This is a genomic window from Leisingera sp. MMG026, assembly GCF_021654205.1.
Taxonomy (GTDB): domain Bacteria; phylum Pseudomonadota; class Alphaproteobacteria; order Rhodobacterales; family Rhodobacteraceae; genus Leisingera.
The window spans coordinates 14,979-34,894 of record NZ_JAKFZM010000042.1; the positions used below are offsets into that span (position 1 = coordinate 14,979).

At 55.7% G+C, this 19,916-nt stretch carries 19 protein-coding genes; 18 read left to right on the forward strand and 1 reads right to left on the reverse strand.

What is annotated here, in order from left to right; all coding sequences use genetic code 11:
• The first annotated feature begins 47 nt into the window (after positions 1-47).
• The 3 genes from L1069_RS18885 to proC all read left to right on the forward strand — a co-directional run bounded on the left by L1069_RS18885 (position 48) and on the right by proC (position 2,353).
• Positions 48-737, forward strand: a complete 690-nt coding sequence (locus L1069_RS18885) for an amino acid ABC transporter permease (protein WP_205877321.1) — start codon at positions 48-50, stop codon at positions 735-737.
• 10 nt (positions 738-747) lie between these two features.
• Positions 748-1,437, forward strand: coding sequence for an amino acid ABC transporter permease (locus L1069_RS18890; protein ID WP_129369408.1), 690 nt, complete (start codon positions 748-750; stop codon positions 1,435-1,437).
• Positions 1,438-1,543: 106 nt separating this feature from the next.
• A complete protein-coding gene (proC, locus tag L1069_RS18895; protein ID WP_237456705.1) occupies positions 1,544-2,353 on the forward strand; it encodes a pyrroline-5-carboxylate reductase in 810 nt (269 codons plus the stop codon).
• Between the two features lie 258 nt (positions 2,354-2,611).
• Here proC and L1069_RS18900 read toward each other — a convergent pair whose 3' ends face one another.
• Positions 2,612-4,039 (reverse strand): FAD-binding oxidoreductase, encoded by a 1,428-nt coding sequence (locus L1069_RS18900; RefSeq protein ID WP_237456706.1) that lies wholly within the window; start codon positions 4,037-4,039, stop codon positions 2,612-2,614.
• 578 nt (positions 4,040-4,617) lie between these two features.
• Between L1069_RS18900 and dctP the strand changes: the two genes are divergently transcribed.
• The 15 genes from dctP (at position 4,618) to L1069_RS18975 (ending at position 19,597) form a co-directional block, all read left to right on the forward strand.
• On the forward strand, positions 4,618-5,616 hold the full coding sequence (gene dctP / locus L1069_RS18905; protein WP_237456707.1) for a TRAP transporter substrate-binding protein DctP: 999 nt from the start codon (positions 4,618-4,620) through the stop codon (positions 5,614-5,616).
• Between the two features lie 132 nt (positions 5,617-5,748).
• Complete coding sequence (locus L1069_RS18910) at positions 5,749-6,264, forward strand: TRAP transporter small permease (protein ID WP_237456708.1); 516 nt, start codon at positions 5,749-5,751, stop codon at positions 6,262-6,264.
• Complete coding sequence (locus L1069_RS18915; protein ID WP_102848410.1) at positions 6,261-7,550, forward strand: TRAP transporter large permease; 1,290 nt, start codon at positions 6,261-6,263, stop codon at positions 7,548-7,550. The genes L1069_RS18910 and L1069_RS18915 overlap by 4 nt, the downstream gene beginning before the upstream one ends.
• A 787-nt stretch (positions 7,551-8,337) precedes the next feature.
• The gene (locus L1069_RS18920) at positions 8,338-9,459 is read left to right on the forward strand and encodes a Xaa-Pro peptidase family protein (RefSeq protein WP_237456709.1); all 1,122 of its coding nucleotides are present in this window, start codon (positions 8,338-8,340) and stop codon (positions 9,457-9,459) included.
• Between the two features lie 37 nt (positions 9,460-9,496).
• Positions 9,497-10,495 carry a TRAP transporter substrate-binding protein gene (locus L1069_RS18925; protein WP_237456710.1) on the forward strand — a complete coding sequence of 333 codons (999 nt, stop codon included), beginning with the start codon at positions 9,497-9,499 and terminating at the stop codon, positions 10,493-10,495.
• Between the two features lie 54 nt (positions 10,496-10,549).
• On the forward strand, positions 10,550-11,044 hold the full coding sequence (locus L1069_RS18930; RefSeq protein WP_237456711.1) for a TRAP transporter small permease: 495 nt from the start codon (positions 10,550-10,552) through the stop codon (positions 11,042-11,044).
• A gap of 2 nt (positions 11,045-11,046) precedes the next feature.
• Complete coding sequence (locus L1069_RS18935) at positions 11,047-12,357, forward strand: TRAP transporter large permease subunit (protein ID WP_237456712.1); 1,311 nt, start codon at positions 11,047-11,049, stop codon at positions 12,355-12,357.
• Between the two features lie 3 nt (positions 12,358-12,360).
• Positions 12,361-12,987, forward strand: a complete 627-nt coding sequence (locus tag L1069_RS18940; protein ID WP_237456713.1) for a TetR/AcrR family transcriptional regulator — start codon at positions 12,361-12,363, stop codon at positions 12,985-12,987.
• A 125-nt stretch (positions 12,988-13,112) separates the two neighbouring features.
• Complete coding sequence (locus L1069_RS18945) at positions 13,113-14,471, forward strand: aminotransferase class III-fold pyridoxal phosphate-dependent enzyme (RefSeq protein ID WP_237456714.1); 1,359 nt, start codon at positions 13,113-13,115, stop codon at positions 14,469-14,471.
• A 5-nt stretch (positions 14,472-14,476) separates the two neighbouring features.
• Positions 14,477-15,199 carry a haloacid dehalogenase type II gene (locus L1069_RS18950; RefSeq protein WP_134830912.1) on the forward strand — a complete coding sequence of 241 codons (723 nt, stop codon included), beginning with the start codon at positions 14,477-14,479 and terminating at the stop codon, positions 15,197-15,199.
• 18 nt (positions 15,200-15,217) lie between these two features.
• Positions 15,218-15,709, forward strand: coding sequence for an Lrp/AsnC family transcriptional regulator (locus L1069_RS18955; RefSeq protein WP_129369420.1), 492 nt, complete (start codon positions 15,218-15,220; stop codon positions 15,707-15,709).
• 122 nt (positions 15,710-15,831) lie between these two features.
• Positions 15,832-17,286, forward strand: coding sequence for an NAD-dependent succinate-semialdehyde dehydrogenase (locus L1069_RS18960; protein ID WP_237456715.1), 1,455 nt, complete (start codon positions 15,832-15,834; stop codon positions 17,284-17,286).
• A 12-nt stretch (positions 17,287-17,298) separates the two neighbouring features.
• A complete protein-coding gene (locus tag L1069_RS18965; protein WP_237456716.1) occupies positions 17,299-18,363 on the forward strand; it encodes a tartrate dehydrogenase in 1,065 nt (354 codons plus the stop codon).
• 11 nt (positions 18,364-18,374) lie between these two features.
• Positions 18,375-18,713: a tRNA-binding protein gene (locus L1069_RS18970; RefSeq protein ID WP_129369423.1), complete on the forward strand. Its 339-nt coding sequence runs from the start codon at positions 18,375-18,377 to the stop codon at positions 18,711-18,713.
• Positions 18,713-19,597: an EamA family transporter gene (locus L1069_RS18975; RefSeq protein ID WP_129369424.1), complete on the forward strand. Its 885-nt coding sequence runs from the start codon at positions 18,713-18,715 to the stop codon at positions 19,595-19,597. Before L1069_RS18970 ends, L1069_RS18975 begins: the two co-directional genes overlap by 1 nt.
• Positions 19,598-19,916 lie beyond the last annotated feature (319 nt).

Genomic DNA, 19,916 nt, shown 5'->3' on the forward strand with positions numbered 1-19,916 from the left:
GGGCAGAAGCGGCCCCCTCGAAACGGCATGATCCAAGGGAGGCGATGATGAGCCTTATCGAAATCTATAACTACCGGGTCGTGTCCAAATACCTTCCCGAGTTCGCTTGGGGTCTTTGGGCAACGCTTTGGATTTCCTGCCTGTGCCTAGTATTGGCCTTGGTTCTGGGAACCCTGATTACAGTTGCCCGGCGCTCCCGCAAGCGGTGGTTGTCAGCTCCGGTGGCAATCTACGTCGAAGCCATCCGCAGTACACCGCTGCTGGTTCAGCTCTACCTTGTCTATTACGGGCTGTCTCAAATTCCCGTGCTAAACATTCCTGTCCCCGCGCTAGCCTGCGGTATCTTCGCACTGACCGTACATACGGCAGCCTACATGAGCGAAATCATCCGCGGCGGCATTGAGTCCGTGGACCGGGGGCAATTTGAAGGCGCCAAAGCAGTCGGCATGACCGAGCGCCAGGCTATGCTGCACATCATCTACCCGCAGGCTTTTGCAAACATTGTGCCAGCGCTGCTGGGCCAGACGGCGGTCCTGATCAAGGACAGCTCCATCCTCAGCTTCATAGCTGTATTCGAACTGCTGGGCGCCGGGCTGATGGTTCTGTCCGACCGGGTGATGCCCGTCGAAGCCTTCCTGACCGCGGCCTTCGGATACCTGCTGATCTACATTCTCATGCTGCAGTTGTCATCCATCGCCAAGCGCAAGCTGGCAGGCAACACCTGGCGCCAACGGTAAGGAGGCCACCATGTGGGAACTCACTCTGCAAACCATGCCATTCCTTCTGGAAGGCTTTCTGAACACGATCCTCATTTCACTGGCAGCAATCACCTGCGGCAGCCTGGTGGGCCTGCTGCTGGGGCTGGCACGGACTGTTGGACCAGGATACCTGGGAAACTTGGTCGGGCTTTACGTGCATCTCGTGCGGGCGACACCATTCCTGGTGCAGATCTACATCGTCTATTACGTGCTGCCGACGTCAGGCTGGGGCATCTTCGATTTTTCGAACTTCGTAGCCGCAGTGATCGCGCTCACGATCTACACCTCCTCGTACACGGCCGAAATTATACGCGGATCTCTCGAGGCCGTACCGAAAGGACAATGGGAAGGTGCCGCAGCAGTGGGCATGACAATGTGGCAAAGGCTGCTGAACGTCATCCTGCCGCAGGCTTGGAAACTCACCCTGCCACCGCTTGCTGGGGTCTACGTCCTAGTTATCAAGGGCACTTCCATCTTGTCGGTGATCGGCGTGGTCGAACTGATGCGGCAGGGTGAGGATGCGATCCACCGCCATCCGGCACATATCATGTGGATCCTGTTCCTCTGCGCCGCCCTTTACTTCCTCTACTGCTTCCCGATCCTTCGCGGCATCAAACATATGGAAGCCCGGATCGCCCTCCGCGGCCGCCGGAACCCGGCCAATGAGGAAGGCTGGTAAATCCAAGTCGTCCTAGCTTTCCGGTACAAGGGCGGCCACCCGAGACTCCCCGTGAGACAGGCAGGCATTAACCCGTCGAGCAGTCCCAAATCAACGAGGCAAAGCCATGGTAAAACAATCAAAAACAACTTTGTTCATTGGGGCTGGGAACATGGCTCAGTCAATTCTGACTGGATATAAAGCCAGTGGCGGCGACATGGCCCAAGTCTCGGTTCTGGATCCATTTGCGGATGTGGAATTGGCAGTTGGCCTGAACCTGAAAGGCCTCTACCGGCGGACTGACGAAATTGAACCGGACACGCTGTTTGATGTTGTCGTCCTGGCTGTCAAACCGCAGATTTTCGAGACCATCGGCACTGATTGGGCTTCTGTTTTGATCGACGGTGGGACAGTCATTTCGATTATGGCGGGTGTCAGCAGCACGCGTATAACCGCCTGCGCAGGGAAGCCTTGCTCTGTCGTTCGCTGCATGCCGAACATGGCCGCTGCCGTCGGTAGATCAGTCAACGTTGCTTACACCGCGGACAGCACTCGGAAAAAGACCTTTGAAACGCTCTTCTCAGGCTCTGGTGCCATTCGATGGCTCGCAAACGAGGACGACATGCACCTTACCACAGCAATCTCCGGCAGCGGCCCAGCTTACTTCTTTGCGTTCGTCGAAGCTCTTGCACAAGCGGGAACAAAGGCCGGTTTGCCTGCGCAACTTTCTCTTGATCTGTCGATTGACACAATGATCGGAGCCGCCGACCTGCTGAAAACGAAAAGGACCCCAGCGGACCTGCGTCAAAGCGTTACGTCTAAAGGAGGAACTACTGCGGCTGCATTGGATGCCTTTGGACTGCACGACAATTTGAAGGCTATCGTTGAAGATGCCGTAGCAGCAGCCGTGGCCCGCTCCCGTGAACTCTCTCTTTGAGTAAGGCTCAGGCCCCATTGTTTTCAGCCGATAGCCATAGTTCATCCTCGGAAAATCGAGCTGTTACATGTTTGATCGTTGCGAACTAGGCAACTCCGAAAACTGAGGAGAGAGCCGCTTAACCAACTGAAATCTGCCTCCGGCAACCCCGGCGCGGTTCACAACAATCATCTATAGGCTATCAGTCCCGGCTTTATTAATGGGCTGCGTGTCCTGCGATTTAGGACACGCAGCCCGATAGGAGTTGCCATCCTACTCTTATTGACTATCCGCGCAGCGGTTGACCACTTTCCCTGGATTCATGACACCTAAGGGGTCAAAGGCATTCTTCAGTGCGTTCATGAAATGACGCTTGATCGGGTCTCCATAGTTTTGATCAAGCGGCAGCTTGTCCTGCCCAAGACCATACTCAGCGCTGAACGAGCCGTCGAGTTTTGCGACGAGATCGTAAATACAGGGAGAAACCTTTGCGCTCACTTCATCGAGGTAGGCTGGAGACTCGGCACCTTCCGGGGCAAGCACGTTGAAGTGTACATTGCCATCCCCAACATGGCCGTAAACAGACAGACGGGCTCCTTGCCCGTACCGGTTGACGAGATCGGAGCCAAGTTCAATGAACCTGGCCATATCAGAGATACGAACAGAAACATCATGCTTCACTGAGCCGCCGTTGAGCACTTCACCTTCGGGGATGTGTTCACGCAGGTTCCAAAAGTCCTGTCTTTGCTGTTCGCTTGTTGCAATGACACCGTCCACGATTATTTCGCCGGACATTCCATCCTCAAAGAACGCTTCGATGGCCTGGTCGAGGCCCAGAACCGGGGAGGACGATGCGGCCTCGATCAGCACGAAATGTTCGGAAGGGGTTTGAATGGGGCGGCGCAATTCAGGCTTGCCGGCAAAGAGAAGGTCGAGAGATGCACCAGAGATGTATTCGAACGACGTGACCGCCTCACCTGTATACCGCTGAGCTTTTGCCAAGAGCGGCATCAAATCACTGATCTCATTGATCGCCAGAAAGGCAGTGACGCGGCTCGCTGCAGGCAAAAACAGACGCAAAGAGGCTCCGGTGACGATACCGAGCGAGCCTTCCGCGCCAATCAGAAGCTGGTGCAACGCATACCCTCGATTGTCCTTCCGCAGCGGGGACAGGTTGCTGAGCACTTGGCCATCCGGCAGCACGACCTCGAGGCCCAGAACCAGGTCCCGGGTAATCCCGTAGCGAACTGCCGAAACCCCTCCGGCATTTGTCGAAATGTTCCCGCCAATTTGGCACGATTGCTGAGAACCAAGCGACAAGGGGAACATCAAGTTCTCCTGTTCCGCCGCTTCATGGATCTCGGAGAGAATGCATCCCGCGTCCACAGTGATCGAGAGGTTGTCGGCATCCACTTCCCGGATCTTGTTCATGCGCTGCAAGCTGATCAGCAGTTGCTGGCCGCTTTCGTCCGGGGTCGCGCCACCGCAATATCCTGTGTTGCCGCCGACCGGGACAAGGGCGACGTTGTGCAGATTGCAAAGTTTGACAATTGAGGCCACTTCCTCAGTCGAACGGGGGCGCAACAGTGCCGGGCTTTCGCCGGTATACTTCTTCCGGAAGTCAGTTGTGTAGCCGTTGATTATGTCTTTGTCGTTCACCACGATCTCTGCCGGCAGCTCCGCCAGCACTTGTTCATATGGAGTCATCACGCACCCTCTTGTGTTTGACCGGCATGGTAATGGGCGCTCGTTTCATGAAATTCTGTTTTCTTGTCCGGAAAAGGCATTCTGTGCCGCCTTGGCTGAAGTTTGAGCCATCAAACTGTTTGCCGTCTCATAGATCGCTGAACGAACGCTCCGCCAAGATCACGAGGTCCAGGCACCAAGCTGCAACCCGTCAAAGGCAGGCCGTCAGTAAAAAATGAGCGCCAGAATCGGCAGTCTGACGGCAGTCGGCGCAAAACAAAAGATGGCACTGAAGGACTTGGTTAAGCCCACAGATTCTGCCGTTTCACTGCAGCCTTCAGCATAATCAGGATTTTCCGTGCTCCTACTCTGTTTGGACCAAAGAGGAGGAGGGGAACCTTTGGCGATGCCGGAAGCACCACAGTTTTATGACCTTGCGAACACAGGCGATTGGCTGGCGGTGGTCTCGGCAGGCTGGACCGCAAACCGCTGCTGACCTTGTTCGCTCTGCTGACGCTCTCACAGCCGAGCACGAGAAAGCCGCGTGCGGGAACACCCTCGACCACGACATCCTTCGGTTATGAGGAGAGATACTGAAGATGAAAACATTCCTGAAATATCTGGCAGCTGGATCTGTTGCATTGCAGCTTGCCGCGCCCGCATTTGCCGCCGATATGCGGCTGAAGTTCGCCGGGGTTTTCCCGGTAGATCACCAGGGTTCCAAAATGATGGAACAAGTCAAAGCAGATATCGAGGCCGCAGATGTAGGCCTGAAGATCTCGGTGTTCCCAGCAAACCAGCTTGGGTCCGGCGAAGCACTGCTGGAAGACGTCGCGCGCGGGAACATCGATTTTGCCGCTGCATTTCTTTATGCAGACACCGATCCGCGACTTGAAATCCTGTCCATGCCGTTTCTTGTGAGCGATTGGGACGAGATGAACTCAGTCATGCGCGACCTGGATTCCGAGTTCAACACCATCATTCAGGAAACTCTTTCTGACCACGGTGTGCGCCTTCTGGGTCAAAACCCCGAAGGTTTTGTCGGCATCGTGGCCACTGAAGAGCCGGCAAACTGGAACAACTTCGACGCTAAGAACATGAACATTCGTGTCTGGTCCTCGAACGTTGTGAAGTCGATGGTTGAGACCCTCGGCTACCAGGCGACAACCATGTCGTGGGGCGACATCTTCCCTGCAATTCAGTCAGGCATTGTTGATGGCGCAATCTGCTGCACGAAGACTGCAACTTACTCAATCTTTGCAAAGAGCGACGTGGGTTCGCATTTCGTCCAGTACAATTCGATCCCCGAGAACACGTCCTACTACGTTTCGGAAAAGACCTGGGAAGAGCTGAACGAAGAGCAGCGTGAAGTCGTGCAAGCGGCCTTCACCAAGGCATCGGATGATTTCTTCGCCTACAACCGTGAAAACGATGCAGTCTTCGAGCAGAAGCTGGTCGAAAGCGGCTACACCATTCTGAAGTTGTCGCCGGAAGAGCAGCAGGCCATGGCCAGCAAGGTACGCAGCGAAATCTGGCCCATGCTTGAAGAAAGTGTCGGTAAGGATAACATCGATCGCCTTCTCTCCAGCCTGAAATAAACTACTCAAAACACAAGAAGGGCCGGCCGTCACAGGTCGGCCCAAGTGTATGAATACAGGGGGAAATCTATGGCGCATATAGCCGAGATATTACCAAAGGGTATCGCAACGCCTCTTCAGGGCTCCCTGAGGATGATGCGCTGGATCGTGATCCTCAGCGGATTTCTGATGTCAGTCACGTTCTTTCTGGTCGTGATCATCAGATATGGTTTCAATGGTGATCTATTCGCCTATGAGGAATGGCTGCTGACAGCCTGTTTCTGGGGCTTCTTTGCTGGATCAGCTTTGGCCTCCGAACGCGGACACCACATTAATGCAGACATCCTCGGGATTATTATCACAAACCCAAGACTGCGATGGTGGCGCCGGTTGATCGTGCTGACCATTGAACTGGTGGTGACCGCAGCCATTCTCTACTGGGGGTATCTGATGCTGGCCGAGGAGCTGGCCAAATACCCGATCTGGAAAACCACCCCGGCCCTGAAGATCCCATATTTCGCTTGGCGGGTCTCAATCTTCCTTGGCTTCTTCTTCATGACGGTTTTTGCCGCGGCGTATCTTTACGCGCACATCAGAGGCATCGAAATTGACTATGGGGATGACACAGACGCCGAAGATATGAACAAGAAAAAGGAGGCGGGCCAGTGATTATTGCAGGCAGTCTGGTCATTATCTGCGGCATGCTGCTGCTCGGTGTCAGCGTCTATGTGGCATTTGGTGCAGTTCTTCTTTTCCTTGCGGCCATGGGAGGGCACGAAGTTTCAGGCTACCTGCCGTCGGGCTCAACGAAACTGCGTTCCCTGGTTCTTCTGGCCATTCCTCTCTTCATGATTGCAGGGACAATAATGGAGCGTGGCAAAATCGCGGCTCCGCTTGTCAGCCTTGCCGAGCTGTTCATCGGCCACCTGAAAGGCGGGTTGAGCGCAGCAACCGTTCTGGCCTGCGGGATTTTCGGATCCATCTCCGGTGCCGCCAATGCGACTCTGACTTGTATCGGCAGTATCATGATGCCGCATCTTCGCCGCGCGAATTACCCGGAAGGGCAATCTGCCGCGCTGATCGTATGCGCAAGCCCCTTGGGCCTCCTGATCCCGCCCAGTGGAAACCATATTCTCTATGGCTGGGTGGCGCAGCAGTCAGTTCTTAAGTGCTTTCTATCGACTGTCGTCCCTGCGCTCATTCTGATAACTCTGCTTATCGCTGTGAACCAGTTCATGCTGCGTAAGTATGACGATATCGAACTGCTGGAGCGCCCGCAGGAGTTTGGCATGGCATTCCGCCAAAAGGCAACTCTGGCCTTTCCGGCTTTGCTGATGCCGCTCATCATTCTGGGGGGGATCTACGGCGGTATCATGACGCCGACAGAAGCCGCCGGCGTTGCGGTTGTCTACGCTATTCCTGTGGCAATCTATGTCTACCGCGGCCTGACTTGGCGGGCTCTGGTTGAAGCGCTGACGGATTCAGGCGTGATCATCGGCGTCGTCATGGTGATGATCTTCATGGTGCTTATCGTCAGCAAATTCCTGATCTTTGAGGATATCCCGAACATCGCGAAGGATCTGGTCTACTCTGTGTCAGACAACCCGATTGTGATCCTGCTGATGGTCAACCTGGTCATGATCCTGATCGGTATGCTGATGGACGACATCTCTGGCCTTCTGCTGTCGACACCGATCCTGCTGCCGATCGTGCAAGGCGTAGGAATGGACCCGATCCATTTTGCCGCTGTGCTGGGGGTCAACCTTGGAATGGCAAACATTACGCCGCCTACCGCCCCCTTGCTGTATCTCGGGGCGAAAATCACCAAGACGCCAGTATCCAGCATGTTGCTGCCGACGCTGATCTTTATCATCTTCGCGTGGCTTCCAACTTTGGCTTTGACGACATTCGTGCCGGAGATCGCTCTATGGTTGCCCGAGCTGCTGCTGGGGTGATCCCAAAATCCGGCTCTTCCGCAGCTGGAGCTGAGTTTTGAAGAAAGAACCGGCCGCACCTTCGCAGGTGCGGCCTTTTTTTCTACGTCTTTGGCCTCTGCCATTGGCGGCAGTGATTCCCGGAAACGTCTTAGAGGTCAGAAGTGCTTCAAATCTCCCTTGGTGGAGAGCTCCAGCAGAAATTGCTTCCTGCTAACACGGCTGCAGTACAAAATTCCACCAAAGGAGAGTGGCGCGAAACTCACTCTCTCAAGGCATGCGCAGCTGGCATACCGGGGATGATGACTTGGTGGTTTATTGAGTAAAAGCAGTGTCTTAAAATTTCTCCCAAGCTCAACAACAGAGCTTACCAACATCATTCACAGGAGACGAAAATGACCAAAGACCTCAAGGATACGGTGGAACTTTTCGGGTTTGTTGCAACTGGCCTCGCCGTCATTGGAGCAATGGTTGTCGCTTCGCTGGCATGAGTTCTTCCGCGGAGTGTACCAGCACTGAAATTCCAAAACATACCTTTTGAAAGCCGGCCTAACCGCCGGCTTTCATAGTTTTGGAGGAACAAGTTTAGGCACGAATGAGCTAAACTTCCACTTAAGCCTTAGACTAAGGCAGAGTGCGGTCACGAGCTGCCAATTTCCCCACCCGCCGGGGTGAAAACAGATTGTGCTGGCAACAGCTTCCACCAAAGCATCCTGTGCTGAATACCGGCTGAGAAGAGCAGAAAACACCGGACAGAACAGTCCTCAATAAAGAAACAGTCAGTCCTGATTGTTAGTTGAGGAAGACCATGCTCGAACACCAAAACCGCTTCTCCGCTCTCGAAGAGAAAATCAAGAAGGCAGGCCTGGACGCCTTTCTGATTTCGACGAAAGACAGCATCTTTTACTTCACTGGTTTCCGCTACGAACCCTTTGAACGGCCTTTCTTCATTGTCGTCCGTCCGGGTAACGAACCTGTCTTTCTGACACCCCGGATCGAAGCCGAAAACATGGCGACCATCGCTGTGCCGCACCAGATCGTCGAATACATCGACTACCCCGCACCGGCCGGCGGCAGCTACATCGAAGCGCTGCAATCTGTGTTGCCTGCCGATGCAAACATCGGCGTCGAAATGTCGATCACCGGTGAATTGCTGGTGGCATTGTCCAGCTGGTCGCCTCAGGTTCTGCCTTATGTCGAACAGCTCCGCATGGTCAAAAGCCCTTACGAGGTTGCTGCCATCCGTAAGGCGGCGAAGTATTCAGACCGTGGCCTGAAGCTAGCGATGGATTTGGCCCGTCACGGCGGCCGCATTGCGGACACCGACAAGGCGAACAGCCTGTTGCGGGAGGAAATCACGCAACAAGAAGGGTATCTTGACCCTTATATTTCAAACATCTGGCAGGGTATTTGGTCCGCACCCTTCAGTGCCCAGCCACACCGCTTTCCAGAGCCCTCGGACACCCTGATAGAAGGGCCGAATGTCGGTCTCTCTTTCCTGCGTGTGAATGGGTATTCCGCGGAAACCGAACGCACCTTCTTTGTGACCTCTCCCAGCAAAGAAGATGCCGAGGTCTTCAACACCATGGTCGAAGCCGGAAAGAAAGGCTTCGCAGCTCTGCGCCCAGGCGTCAGTTGCCACGATGTCGACCACAAGGTGATGGAGTTTCTTCGCGCCGAGGGCTTTGGAAACAATCTGCTGCACCGTACCGGACATGGGATCGGCATGGGAGGTCACGAAGGCCCCTGGGTTGCCGAAGGCAGTGACGACGTCCTGCAGGAGAACATGGTGATCAGCATCGAGCCAGGCATCTACTGGCGCGGTCAGGGCGGGTTCCGCCACTCGGACACCGTTCTGATCACCAATGACGGATACGAGATGCTGACCGACATGCCCCATGACATTGCGTCAATGACATTGGGCAGCTGACGTCCAAATCAAAACCAAACCAACAAGGAGAACCCAAATGAAACACATGCTTCTCGCAAGCGTGGCGGCGCTGTCGTTTGCTGTCACCAGCACCACAGCAATCGCTGACAATGTCACGCTGAACCTTTCCAACGAGTATTCGGCCACTTCTATCCATGGGGTTGGCGATGCGCGCTTTGCCTCATTGGTCGCCGAAAAGACCGGCGGGTCCGTCGAAATCGTGGTCCACTACGGTGGTGCCTTGGGCTACAAATCGGCTGATCACTTTGACGCCGTCGGTGAGGGAGCCCTGGAAATCGCCGACACCTACGGCGGCGCGCTTGGCGGCATTGATCCGCTTTTCCTGATCTCTTCGTTGCCTTTCTTCGTGACCACAGTGGAAGAGGCCGAGTTGCTCTACAAGGTGGCTGAACCCGAGTTCAAAAAGGTCTTTGAAGAAAACGACCAGATCCTGCTCTACGCCTCTCCCTGGCCGCCGTCAGGCATCTGGGCCACTGATGCGAAGAACTCGACCGATGCATTGGCGGGACTGAAAATCCGCACCTATGACAAAAACGGCACCACTGCTCTGAACGAACTGGGCGCAGCCGCGGTTCGCTTGTCCTGGGCCGACGTTGTTCCGTCTATCTCGACGGGAGCTATCGATGCGGTCCTGACCTCTGCTGAGGGCGGGGTCTCTGGCAGTTTCTGGGAACACTTCGACACGTTCACTGAAATCTACAACTACGCGATCCCGCTGAATTTCGTCCACATCTCGAAGGATACCTTCGACGGTCTTAGCGAAGAGCAGCAGGCTGCCGTCCTCGAAGCCGCCGCCGAAACCCGCGATCAGAACTGGGCTGCCATCCCGGACCGTCTTGCGGAAACTTACGGTCATCTTGCTGAAAACAAGGTGTCCGTGGTCACATCAGACGACGACACCTACCGGACCGCTCTTCAAACCGCCGGCGAAGCTGCTCTGAAGGACTGGCTGGAGACCACCGGCGACCGGGGGCAAGCCCTGATCGACGCCTTCAATGCAGCGAAAGCTCAATAATACCCCACAAGTCGGTGGCGTCCCCTGATGCCACCGACGATCCTGGAGAATACCATGCGACTTCTTCTGCGTGCGATTGATGCTGTGTCCTATTCCGCCCTGATTTGCGCGGCTGCCATTCTCATCTACGCCGTTTCACACATCCTGCTCGAAACCGTCATGAGGACTTTGTTCGATACCTCGACCCACGTTCTGGATGAGTTCATTGGCTTCGCGGTTCTGTCCATTACCTTCTTGTCGCTGTCCTGGACACTGCGGGACGGAGGCATGATCCAGGTGAACCTGCTGACACTCAGGCTCCCGCGCAGAATTAAGCAAGTGATCGAATTCATCGTGGCCGCCTGTGCAACAGGTCTGGGTGCCTACTTCTGCACTTTCCTATGGCGCAACCTGATCAAGAACTGGAAGCGCGGCGCAGTCAGCGAAAGCGTGGCCGAAGTTCCATTGTGGATACCCGATGCCATCGTTTTTGTCGGGGCCTGCTTACTGGTGTTGCAGTTATCGGCCCTTGCCATCCGCCCATTCATTCCAAAGACACAGGAGGGCTAATCATGGACCCCGTTACAACAGCACTCGCCGTTTTCATTCTGATGCTCGCTGTTTTGGCGACTGGTATGTGGGTATTTCTTGCCCTCGCCACCGCTGCCGCAGTTTCGCTGTTCGCCTTCATGGGTTTCCCGCCTGACAAAATCGGAGCGATTGCCAGCCGGATCATTGTGCGAAGCGCCTCCTCCTGGGAACTTGCTGCTGTTCCAATGTTCATCTGGATGGGAGAAATCATGTTCCGGACGGATATTTCCGAACGGCTCTACAAAGGTCTCTCTCCGCTCGTATCAAAAATTCCTGGAGGGTTGCTGCATACCAATGTTTTGGGATCAGCTCTCTTTGCCGCCGTTTCCGGATCCAGCGCGGCGACAACTGCCACTGTGGGCCGGATCACCACAAGTGAGTTGAACCAGCGGGGATATTCCCAAAGCCTCGCGCTTGGTTCCCTTGCCGGTGCCGGCAGCCTTGGGCTTCTCATTCCGCCATCCATTGTCCTGATCATCTACGGGGTTCTGGCCGAAGTTTCGATTGCAAAGCTGTTTATCGCTGGTGTGGTTCCTGGCCTCATGATCGCAGCATTTTATGCTGCCTATTTGGCCGCAAGATGCGCAATTACACCAGCACTTGCACCCAAGGACGCAATCAGCAAGGAAGACGCCCGGCCAAGTGCTATTCTAGGAAACCTTGCTCCGGTCTTTGGCCTTATCCTGGTCGTTCTGGGGTCGATTTATACCGGGTGGGCAACGCCCTCTGAAGCAGCAGCCATCGGTGTCTTTGCCGCACTCTGTTTCGCGGCAATCAGCAAGCAAATGTCACGCGCCATGCTGGCAGAGTCGCTGATCAATGCGCTCAAAACCTCATGCATGGTCTGTTCAATCCTGATGTGCGCAGCCTTTCTGTCGTCCGCTATCGGCTACATGCACATCCCGCGAAATATTGCAGTGGCGATCGATGCACTGAACCTGTCCCCCTATGTCCTGATCGCTTCACTGGCTCTATTCTACATTCTGCTCGGGTTCTTCCTGGATGGCATTTCGATCATCGTGATGAGCCTGCCGATCACTCTGCCTGTTGTTGTCGCCGCTGGCTTTGACCCGATCTGGTATGGCATTTTCCTGGTTATCATGATTGAGCTGGGCCAGATGACACCGCCTGTTGGCTTCAATCTGTTTGTCATTCAGGGTTTCTCCGGCGTGCCGATCCACAAGGTGGCCGTCTATGCGATACCTTTCTTCCTTTTGATGTGTTTCGCCGTACTGCTGATGGTCGTCTTTCCGCAAATTGCGCTTTGGCTTCCAGCCTATCTGGCAGGCTAAGACATGACGGCATCCAGCAAACCAAGGCGAACACAGGCCGAAAGGTCCGCGGCGACACAGGCCCGGATTTTGGAGGCAGCACAGTTCCTGATCGTTGATCGGGGACTGGCGCACACGTCAACACAAGACATCGCCCGTCAGGCCAAGGTGTCACGGGGTGCGATGCTGCACCACTTCCCATCGCGTAAGGAACTCATTCAGGCGGCCTATGCTGGGATGCTCTGCCGCGAGGCGGATCTGCTGCGTAGTTTCACTCGGGCACTGAAACCTGGTCAAAACCGACTGAAAGCCCTTACCGAATACATCTGGGAAAGATATCAAAGCGGAATCTTTCAGGTGTCCATGGACTACCTGTCCGAGGCCCGCGTGAATGAGACAGAACTGGCTTATGTCGCTGCAGAATCCCAAAAATTCAACGAGGCGCTCAATGACGTCTGGCACGTCGAACTCGCGGCGTTCGGCTGTAGCGCAGACATACGGCAAGCCATGATGAACGAATTCATGTGCCTCGTTCGCGGCATGGCATTCCAAAGCCAATGGCGCGATGATCCGGCGTACTTTCAGAATATGCTGCAAAACTGGCTTCTTAGAGCACGATCCACTTTAATTCCCGCGAAGTCAGCCGGGTAGATGCAGCACAAAATGCTGTCAAAGGAAAAACGACGGCTAAAAATGCCGTTCCCAGCTGCAAAACGCACTTTCCTTCCGGCAGTTTCCCTTACCCTCAATTGAAAGCTCATACGGGAAAGAAACCGATGCGATCCAACTCTCTTATCGAAAAAGACCGGGCCCACTATTTCCACCCTGTGGTTCCAATCCGCGCTCACGAAAAGCGGGGCGTAACTGTCATGCAGTCGGGGAAGGGTGTGTTCCTGACTGACTCCGAAGGCAATGAACTGCTCGACGGCTTTGCTGGTCTGTGGTGCGTAAACGCAGGCTATGGCCACGAGAATGTTGTTGCCGCTGCCACTGAGCAAATGCAGCGCTTGCCCTATGCAACCGGGTATTTCCACTTTGGCAGCGAGCCGGCAATTGAACTGGCAGCCAAGCTCGCCGAGTTGTCTCCTGGCGATCTGGACCACGTGTTCTTCACCCTGGGCGGTTCGGACGCGGTGGATACCGTGATCCGCATGGTGCGCTACTACTTCAACGCCCGCGGCGAAAGCTCCAAGAAGCACTTCATCGCGCTGGAAAAGGGCTACCACGGCTCCAGTTCGAACGGGGCCGGACTGACGGCTCTGCCGGTCTTCCATGATAAGTTCGATCTGCCGATGCAGTGGCAGCACCACATCGCCTCACCCTATCCCTACCGCAACGAAGCTGCGTCGTCGGACGAGGAAATCATCGCGCAGGGTGTTGCCAACCTGAAAGCCAAGGTTGCAGAGCTTGGTGCTGAAAACACTGCTGCGTTCATCATGGAACTGGTCCAGGGCTCAGGCGGTGTGATTGTACCGCCGGAAGGTTATGCCAAGGCTATGCAGGACACCTGCCGCGAACTGGGCATCCTGTTCATTGTGGATGAGGTCATCACGGGCTTTGGCCGGACCGGGCCGATGTTTGGCTGCGAGCACGAAGGGCTGACGCCTGACTTCCTGACAACCGCCAAAGGCCTGACCTCGGGCTATGCGCCTATGGGTGCGGTGTTCGTTTCGGATGCCATCTATCAGGCGATTGCAGATGCGGCGCCCGAGGGCGTGCCCTTCGGCCATGGCTTCACCTACTCAGGTCATCCGGTCAGCGCGGCTGTCGCGCTGGAGGTGATCAAGCTTTATGAAGGTGGTATGATCGAGAATTCGAAAAAGGTTGGCGCCTATTTCGAACAGCAGCTTAAAACCCTGCTGGATCATCCGGTTGTTGGCGAAGTGCGCGCCAAGGGACTATTGGCCGCCATTGAGATCGTCTCGAACAAGGAAACCAAGGCGAAACCCGCCAAGGACAAGAATGTTGCGGGTCGTCTTGCCACAGCGGGCTACGAAAATGGCGTAATTTTCCGGGCCTTTGCCGATGACGTCATCGGGCTCGCCCCGCCCATCTGTATCACCGAAGCTGAGGTGGATCTATTGATCACCCGACTTCGTGCAACACTGGACACTATTCTGGACGTAGAAGGATAATCCTCATGAAACTGTCTGATTTCAAAGCCCTCACATTCGATGTCTATGGCACCCTGCTTGATTGGGAAACCGGCATGGTCACCGGCCTGAAGCCGCTGACCGACCGTGTGAGCCGCAGCCTGACACGCGACGACATTCTCGAAGCGCATGCCTTCTACGAAAGCACAACTCAGCGCTATACGCCGTCGAAGAAATACTACGAGCTGCTGCCCGTGGTGTATCGCCGCTTGGCCGAAGAATGGAACGTCGAAGTGACCTGGGAAGAGTGCGAAGCCTATGGCCGTTCCGCACGTCACTGGCCCGCGTTTGACGACACAATCGAGGCGCTGACCTACCTGAAGAAACACTTCAAACTGGTGGTTCTGACCAACACCGATAACCTCACCTTCTCGGGCGCCAATACCCGCCTTGGTGTGCATTTCGACGGCGTCTACACCGCCGAGGACGTGGGCAGCTACAAGCCGTTTGATCGTAACTTCGACTACATGATCGAGATGCTGGCACGTCAGGGCATTCAGAAGCATGAAATTCTGCATACCGCAGAAAGCATGTTCCATGACCACGCACCTGCCAACAAATATGGCCTGTCCAACTGCTGGATCTACCGCCGCCACGACCAAGAAGGTTTTGGCGCCACCATGAACCCCGGCGACATGCCGAAATATGACTTCCAGTTCAATAGCATGATGGACATGGTCAAGGCACATCAGGCAGAGTTGGCTGGCTAAACTCCAGGAGGGAAGAATATGGTGGGGACGCCGAAACTCGACCGGATCGACATCAATATTCTTTCCACCCTGCAAGCGCAGGGCAATATCACCAATGTAAACTTGGCGGAGGCTGTGGGATTGTCTCCCAGCCCCTGCCTGCAAAGGGTAAAGCGGCTTGAGAAAGCGGGCTACATCCAGAATTACCGGGCCGTCATTAACCTCAAGAAACTGGCTGAGCACGTAACGGTTTTCACCGAAGTCACACTGGCCGACCACCGCCGCAAGGACTTCGTTCGGTTCGAGAACGAAATCCGCAAGCATGACAACGTAGTGGACTGCTACTTGCTGAGTGGCGGATATGACTACCTGTTGAAGTTTGTCGCGCGCGGTGTGTCCCAGTATCAGGAGATCATGGAGGATCTTCTGGAGCGGAACCTCGGCATCGATAAGTACTTCTCCTACATCGTGATTAAGCCGGTTGTCGAAAAGCATAGCGTGCCGATCCAGGACCTGGTCGACCGGGACTAAGGTGCCGCACAAAATGCTGAAGCCCGGCCAAATGCGGCGCAGGATGCTACCGGATTGGCAAATTCAAGACTTCCCCTCGCGCAAACCCGATAGGATTTTCCTAACTGCTGGAGTTGGAAATTATGAACCTTCAAGACATCTCTCTGTTTCGTCAGCAAAACCTGGTGGCGGGCGAATGGATCGACGCCGACAATGGCGCGACGATCGAAGTTGACAACCCTTCAACACTTTCTGTTGTCGGCACTGTGCCGAACTGCGGTTCCGACGAAACGCACCGCGCAATTGCAGCTGCCGAGGCTTGCTTTGCGACCTTCCGCAAAACCACAGCAGCACATCGTGGCGCACTGCTGGAGAAGTGGTTCGACCTGATCATGGAAGCTCAGGATGACCTGGCCACGCTCATGACCCTGGAGCAGGGCAAACCTTTCGCTGAAGCCAAAGGCGAAATCGCCTATGCTGCGTCGTTCGTGAAATGGTTCGCGGAAGAGGGGAAGCGTGTCTATGGCGAAACCATCCCCAGCCCGGTTCAGGACCGGCGTATCATCGTGCAGAAACAGCCTGTCGGCGTCTGCGCCATCATCACGCCCTGGAATTTCCCGGCGGCGATGATCACCCGGAAAATCGCCCCGGCCCTGGCCGCAGGTTGCCCGGTTGTCATCAAACCGTCGGAGTTCACGCCTTTCACGGCCCTTGCACTCGGTGTGCTGGCGGAACGCGCGGGTTTCCCGACCGGCGCTGTCAACATTGTCACCGGAGATCCTGCAGGCGTCGGCGGCGCGTTGACCGGCAGCTCCGTCGTACGCAAGCTGTCCTTCACCGGCTCCACCCGCGTGGGCAAGCTGCTTATGGAGCAATGCGCAGGCACCATGAAGCGTCTCAGCCTAGAGCTGGGCGGCAACGCTCCCTTTATCATCTTTGACGATGCCGATCTGGATCTGGCCGTCGAAGGTGTCATGGCTTCGAAGTTCCGCAATGCGGGGCAGACCTGTGTCTGTGCCAATCGGATCTTTGTCCAGGCCGGTGTCTACGATGCCTTCGCTGAAAAGCTGGCATCTGTAGTTGGAAACATGAAGCTGGGTGACGGGTTTGAGGACGGCGTCGAAATTGGTCCGATGATCAATGAGGCGGCCATCGCCAAGATCAAATCGCATCTGGACGATGCCACGGCCAAGGGCGGAACGGTCATCGTTGGCGGCACCCAGGACGACACCAGCACGCGCTTCATCAGCCCGGCGGTCGTCACAGGTGTGACCACCGATATGATCGTGGCGGACGAAGAGACCTTTGGCCCGGTCGCGCCGCTCTTCAAGTTCGACACCGAGGAAGAAGCGCTTGCAGCAGCCAACGCGACTCCTTACGGGCTGGCGGCCTATTTCTACACCAACGACCTGACCCGCACATTCCGTGTTAGCGAAGAGTTGGAAACCGGTATGATCGGCATCAATGTCGGCGGCTTTGCCACTGAGGTCGCGCCCTTCGGCGGCATCAAGGAAAGCGGCCTGGGCCGTGAGGGTGCGCATCAGGGTATCGATGAATACCTGGAAGTCAAAACCCTGCATATCGGCGGCATCGCGTAAGGAAATCTGGCTATGACAAAAACATATCGTATCGCTGCCATTCCGGGAGACGGGATCGGCAAAGAGGTTCTGCCGGTCGGCCAGCGCGTCATTGACCTTGTGGCGCAAAAGCACAACTTCACTGTGGACTGGACCGAATTCGACTGGTCCTGCGAACGCTATCACGAAACGGGCCGGATGATGCCCGAAGATGGCATCGAGCAGATGAAGGCGTTTGACAGCATCTTCCTTGGTGCGGTCGGTTTTCCCGGTGTTCCGGATCACGTGTCGCTTTGGGGTCTGTTGATCCCGCTGCGCCGCGAATTGGATCAATACGCCAATGTCCGGCCTGTGCGCCTCCTGAAGGGCATTACCTCGCCCCTGGCCGGGCGTGGTTCCGATGATATCGACATGATCATCGTGCGTGAAAACGTCGAGGGGGAATACTCCGAGATCGGCGGGCGCGTCTATCAAGGCACGGAAAACGAGGCCGCTATTCAGGAAAGCATCCTGACCCGCCGCGGCACGGACCGGATCATGGACTATGCGTTCAACGTGGCCAAAACCCGCAAACGCAAACATGTGTCTTCGGCCACCAAGTCGAATGGCATCATTCACACAATGCCGTTCTGGGACGAACGTTTTGCCGCCGCGGCCGAGCGCCATCCGGGCATTGATACGGCTCAGTTCCATATTGACATCATGACCGCGAACTTTGTCCTGCATCCGGATTGGTTCGACGTGGTTGTGGCCTCGAACCTCTTTGGCGACATCCTGTCCGACCTGGGTCCGGCCGTCGCTGGATCGATCGGTATCGCGCCCTCGGCCAACATCAACCCGGAGGGCAAATACCCTTCGATGTTTGAACCGGTCCATGGCTCGGCGCCTGACATCGCAGGCAAAGGCGTCGCTAACCCCGTTGCTGCAGTCTGGACCGCTGCCATGATGCTGGAGCATCTGGGCGAAGCAGGCGCCGCAGCTGAGATCGAACAAGCCATTGAAACTTCTTTGGCAAGCCCTGATACCAAGACACGCGATTTGGGCGGCACTGCCGACACTGCAGGATCGGAAGCCGCCATTCTGGCCGCACTGTCGTAAGGAACAAAGACATGAAAAAAGCAGAGATCGTCTATGATGATTTTGCCAAGGTGGAAATGCGCCTGGGCAAGATCGTCGAGGTCAAGGATTTCACCCGCGCGCGCAATCCCTCCTACAAGGTCTGCGTAGATTTTGGTGAGCTGGGTCAGCGCTGGTCCAGCGCTCAGATCAAAAACTACTCCGAAGAAGAACTGCTTGGACGGCACGTTGTCTGCGTGGTGAATATGCCGCCGCGCAACATTGCCGGTTTCAAATCTGAAGTCCTGGTTATGGGTGTCCCGAACGAAGCTGGTGAGACTATCCTGCTGCAGCCCTCGCAGGATGCGGTTCTGGGAAGCGAAGTCTTCTGATGTCGGCCCGGCACACAGGATTGGGTTCGCTGGCGGTTCTCTCATGGGGCACATTGGGGGTTCTTGGCGCCTTTTCAGCCTCCCTGCCGCCCTATCTGGTCCTGACGTTCTGCTTTGCGATCGCGGCGGGCATGGGGCTTGCTATATGCGCCGCCACGGGCCGCAAGCCAGTGCGTCTGCTGGACCGCAGCACCCTCTTGTTTGCCGGGCTTTTGGCCGCCTACCATTTGGCCTATCTGGAAGCTTTCCATCACGCAGATCCCATCCCAGTGTCGCTGATCAATTACCTATGGCCTGCTTGCCTGATCATCCTTGGCAACCTGTTCTTCCAACTGCGCAGCGGGTTCCCGGGTTACCTTGGAGCCGCGCTTGGTTTTGCCGGGGTGTTAATCTTGATCGGCAAAGATGGATTTGCACTCCAGCTATCTGAGACACTCGGCTACGGCCTTGCCTTTGTTGGCGCCATTCTCTGGGCGTTGTTCTCAAACCTGCGCCGCCACGATCAGTCAGATGCTATCTCTGCAATGACGACAATCTGCTTTGCCTCCTCATTGCTTTGCGGTCTCTGGTGGATTGCAAAAGGGGCGGACCTGCCTGCGCTGAGCGCCTCGGATGTTTGGGTCATTGCAGCGCTTGGTCTGGGGCCTGCCGGGGGAGCGTTTTTTCTCTGGGATCTGGGTATGCGTCAGGGTCATGCTGCTCTGCTTGGCGTCCTTGGTTACTCAGCTCCGGTATTCTCCACCATACTCATGCTCGCGCTCGGGTTGGGTCAGCCAGGCTGGGAAATCTTTGCTGCGATAGCCTTCATCACTGCAGGCGGGATCGTGGTTCACACCGGATCAAAAGGCTCGGCGAAGGGCGCTGTTGAAGCTGAAACCAGGTGAAAGGGTAATGGAGCAACGTCCGCTCTTGCCTCAGAACAAGCAGATCGTCTCACGCAGATCAAAAATGCTGCTTTGCTGGGGCTTTTGTGTTTTCGTTCTGATCTCTGTGGGGGTCGCAATCCTGCTTGTCTGAGTTTAGGTGCAGTTTCCTTTTCGTTTTCCTGCGGGTTGCTGAACGTTCACAATTTTGCAGTGTGGTGAGACGAAGCTACCTATAATGCTCAAAGTAGCGAGCGCCCGCCTCCGGCTCTTACAGTGGGTTTTCACAGGCGATTTGCGTAGATCGACGCCAATGGAACAGCTGTAGTGCCTTTTACTT

Coding starts and splice junctions, on each gene's coding strand:
- L1069_RS18965 (WP_237456716.1), top strand. CDS start 17,299: ATGACAAAAACATATCGTATCGCTGCCATTCCGGGAGACGGGATCGGC.
- dctP (WP_237456707.1), top strand. CDS start 4,618: ATGAAAACATTCCTGAAATATCTGGCAGCTGGATCTGTTGCATTGCAG.
- L1069_RS18950 (WP_134830912.1), top strand. CDS start 14,477: ATGAAACTGTCTGATTTCAAAGCCCTCACATTCGATGTCTATGGCACC.
- L1069_RS18945 (WP_237456714.1), top strand. CDS start 13,113: ATGCGATCCAACTCTCTTATCGAAAAAGACCGGGCCCACTATTTCCAC.
- L1069_RS18975 (WP_129369424.1), top strand. CDS start 18,713: ATGTCGGCCCGGCACACAGGATTGGGTTCGCTGGCGGTTCTCTCATGG.
- L1069_RS18910 (WP_237456708.1), top strand. CDS start 5,749: ATGATGCGCTGGATCGTGATCCTCAGCGGATTTCTGATGTCAGTCACG.
- L1069_RS18885 (WP_205877321.1), top strand. CDS start 48: ATGAGCCTTATCGAAATCTATAACTACCGGGTCGTGTCCAAATACCTT.
- L1069_RS18970 (WP_129369423.1), top strand. CDS start 18,375: ATGAAAAAAGCAGAGATCGTCTATGATGATTTTGCCAAGGTGGAAATG.
- L1069_RS18955 (WP_129369420.1), top strand. CDS start 15,218: ATGGTGGGGACGCCGAAACTCGACCGGATCGACATCAATATTCTTTCC.
- L1069_RS18920 (WP_237456709.1), top strand. CDS start 8,338: ATGCTCGAACACCAAAACCGCTTCTCCGCTCTCGAAGAGAAAATCAAG.
- L1069_RS18935 (WP_237456712.1), top strand. CDS start 11,047: ATGGACCCCGTTACAACAGCACTCGCCGTTTTCATTCTGATGCTCGCT.
- L1069_RS18890 (WP_129369408.1), top strand. CDS start 748: ATGTGGGAACTCACTCTGCAAACCATGCCATTCCTTCTGGAAGGCTTT.
- L1069_RS18930 (WP_237456711.1), top strand. CDS start 10,550: ATGCGACTTCTTCTGCGTGCGATTGATGCTGTGTCCTATTCCGCCCTG.
- L1069_RS18940 (WP_237456713.1), top strand. CDS start 12,361: ATGACGGCATCCAGCAAACCAAGGCGAACACAGGCCGAAAGGTCCGCG.
- L1069_RS18925 (WP_237456710.1), top strand. CDS start 9,497: ATGAAACACATGCTTCTCGCAAGCGTGGCGGCGCTGTCGTTTGCTGTC.
- L1069_RS18960 (WP_237456715.1), top strand. CDS start 15,832: ATGAACCTTCAAGACATCTCTCTGTTTCGTCAGCAAAACCTGGTGGCG.
- proC (WP_237456705.1), top strand. CDS start 1,544: ATGGTAAAACAATCAAAAACAACTTTGTTCATTGGGGCTGGGAACATG.
- L1069_RS18900 (WP_237456706.1), bottom strand. CDS start 4,039: ATGACTCCATATGAACAAGTGCTGGCGGAGCTGCCGGCAGAGATCGTG.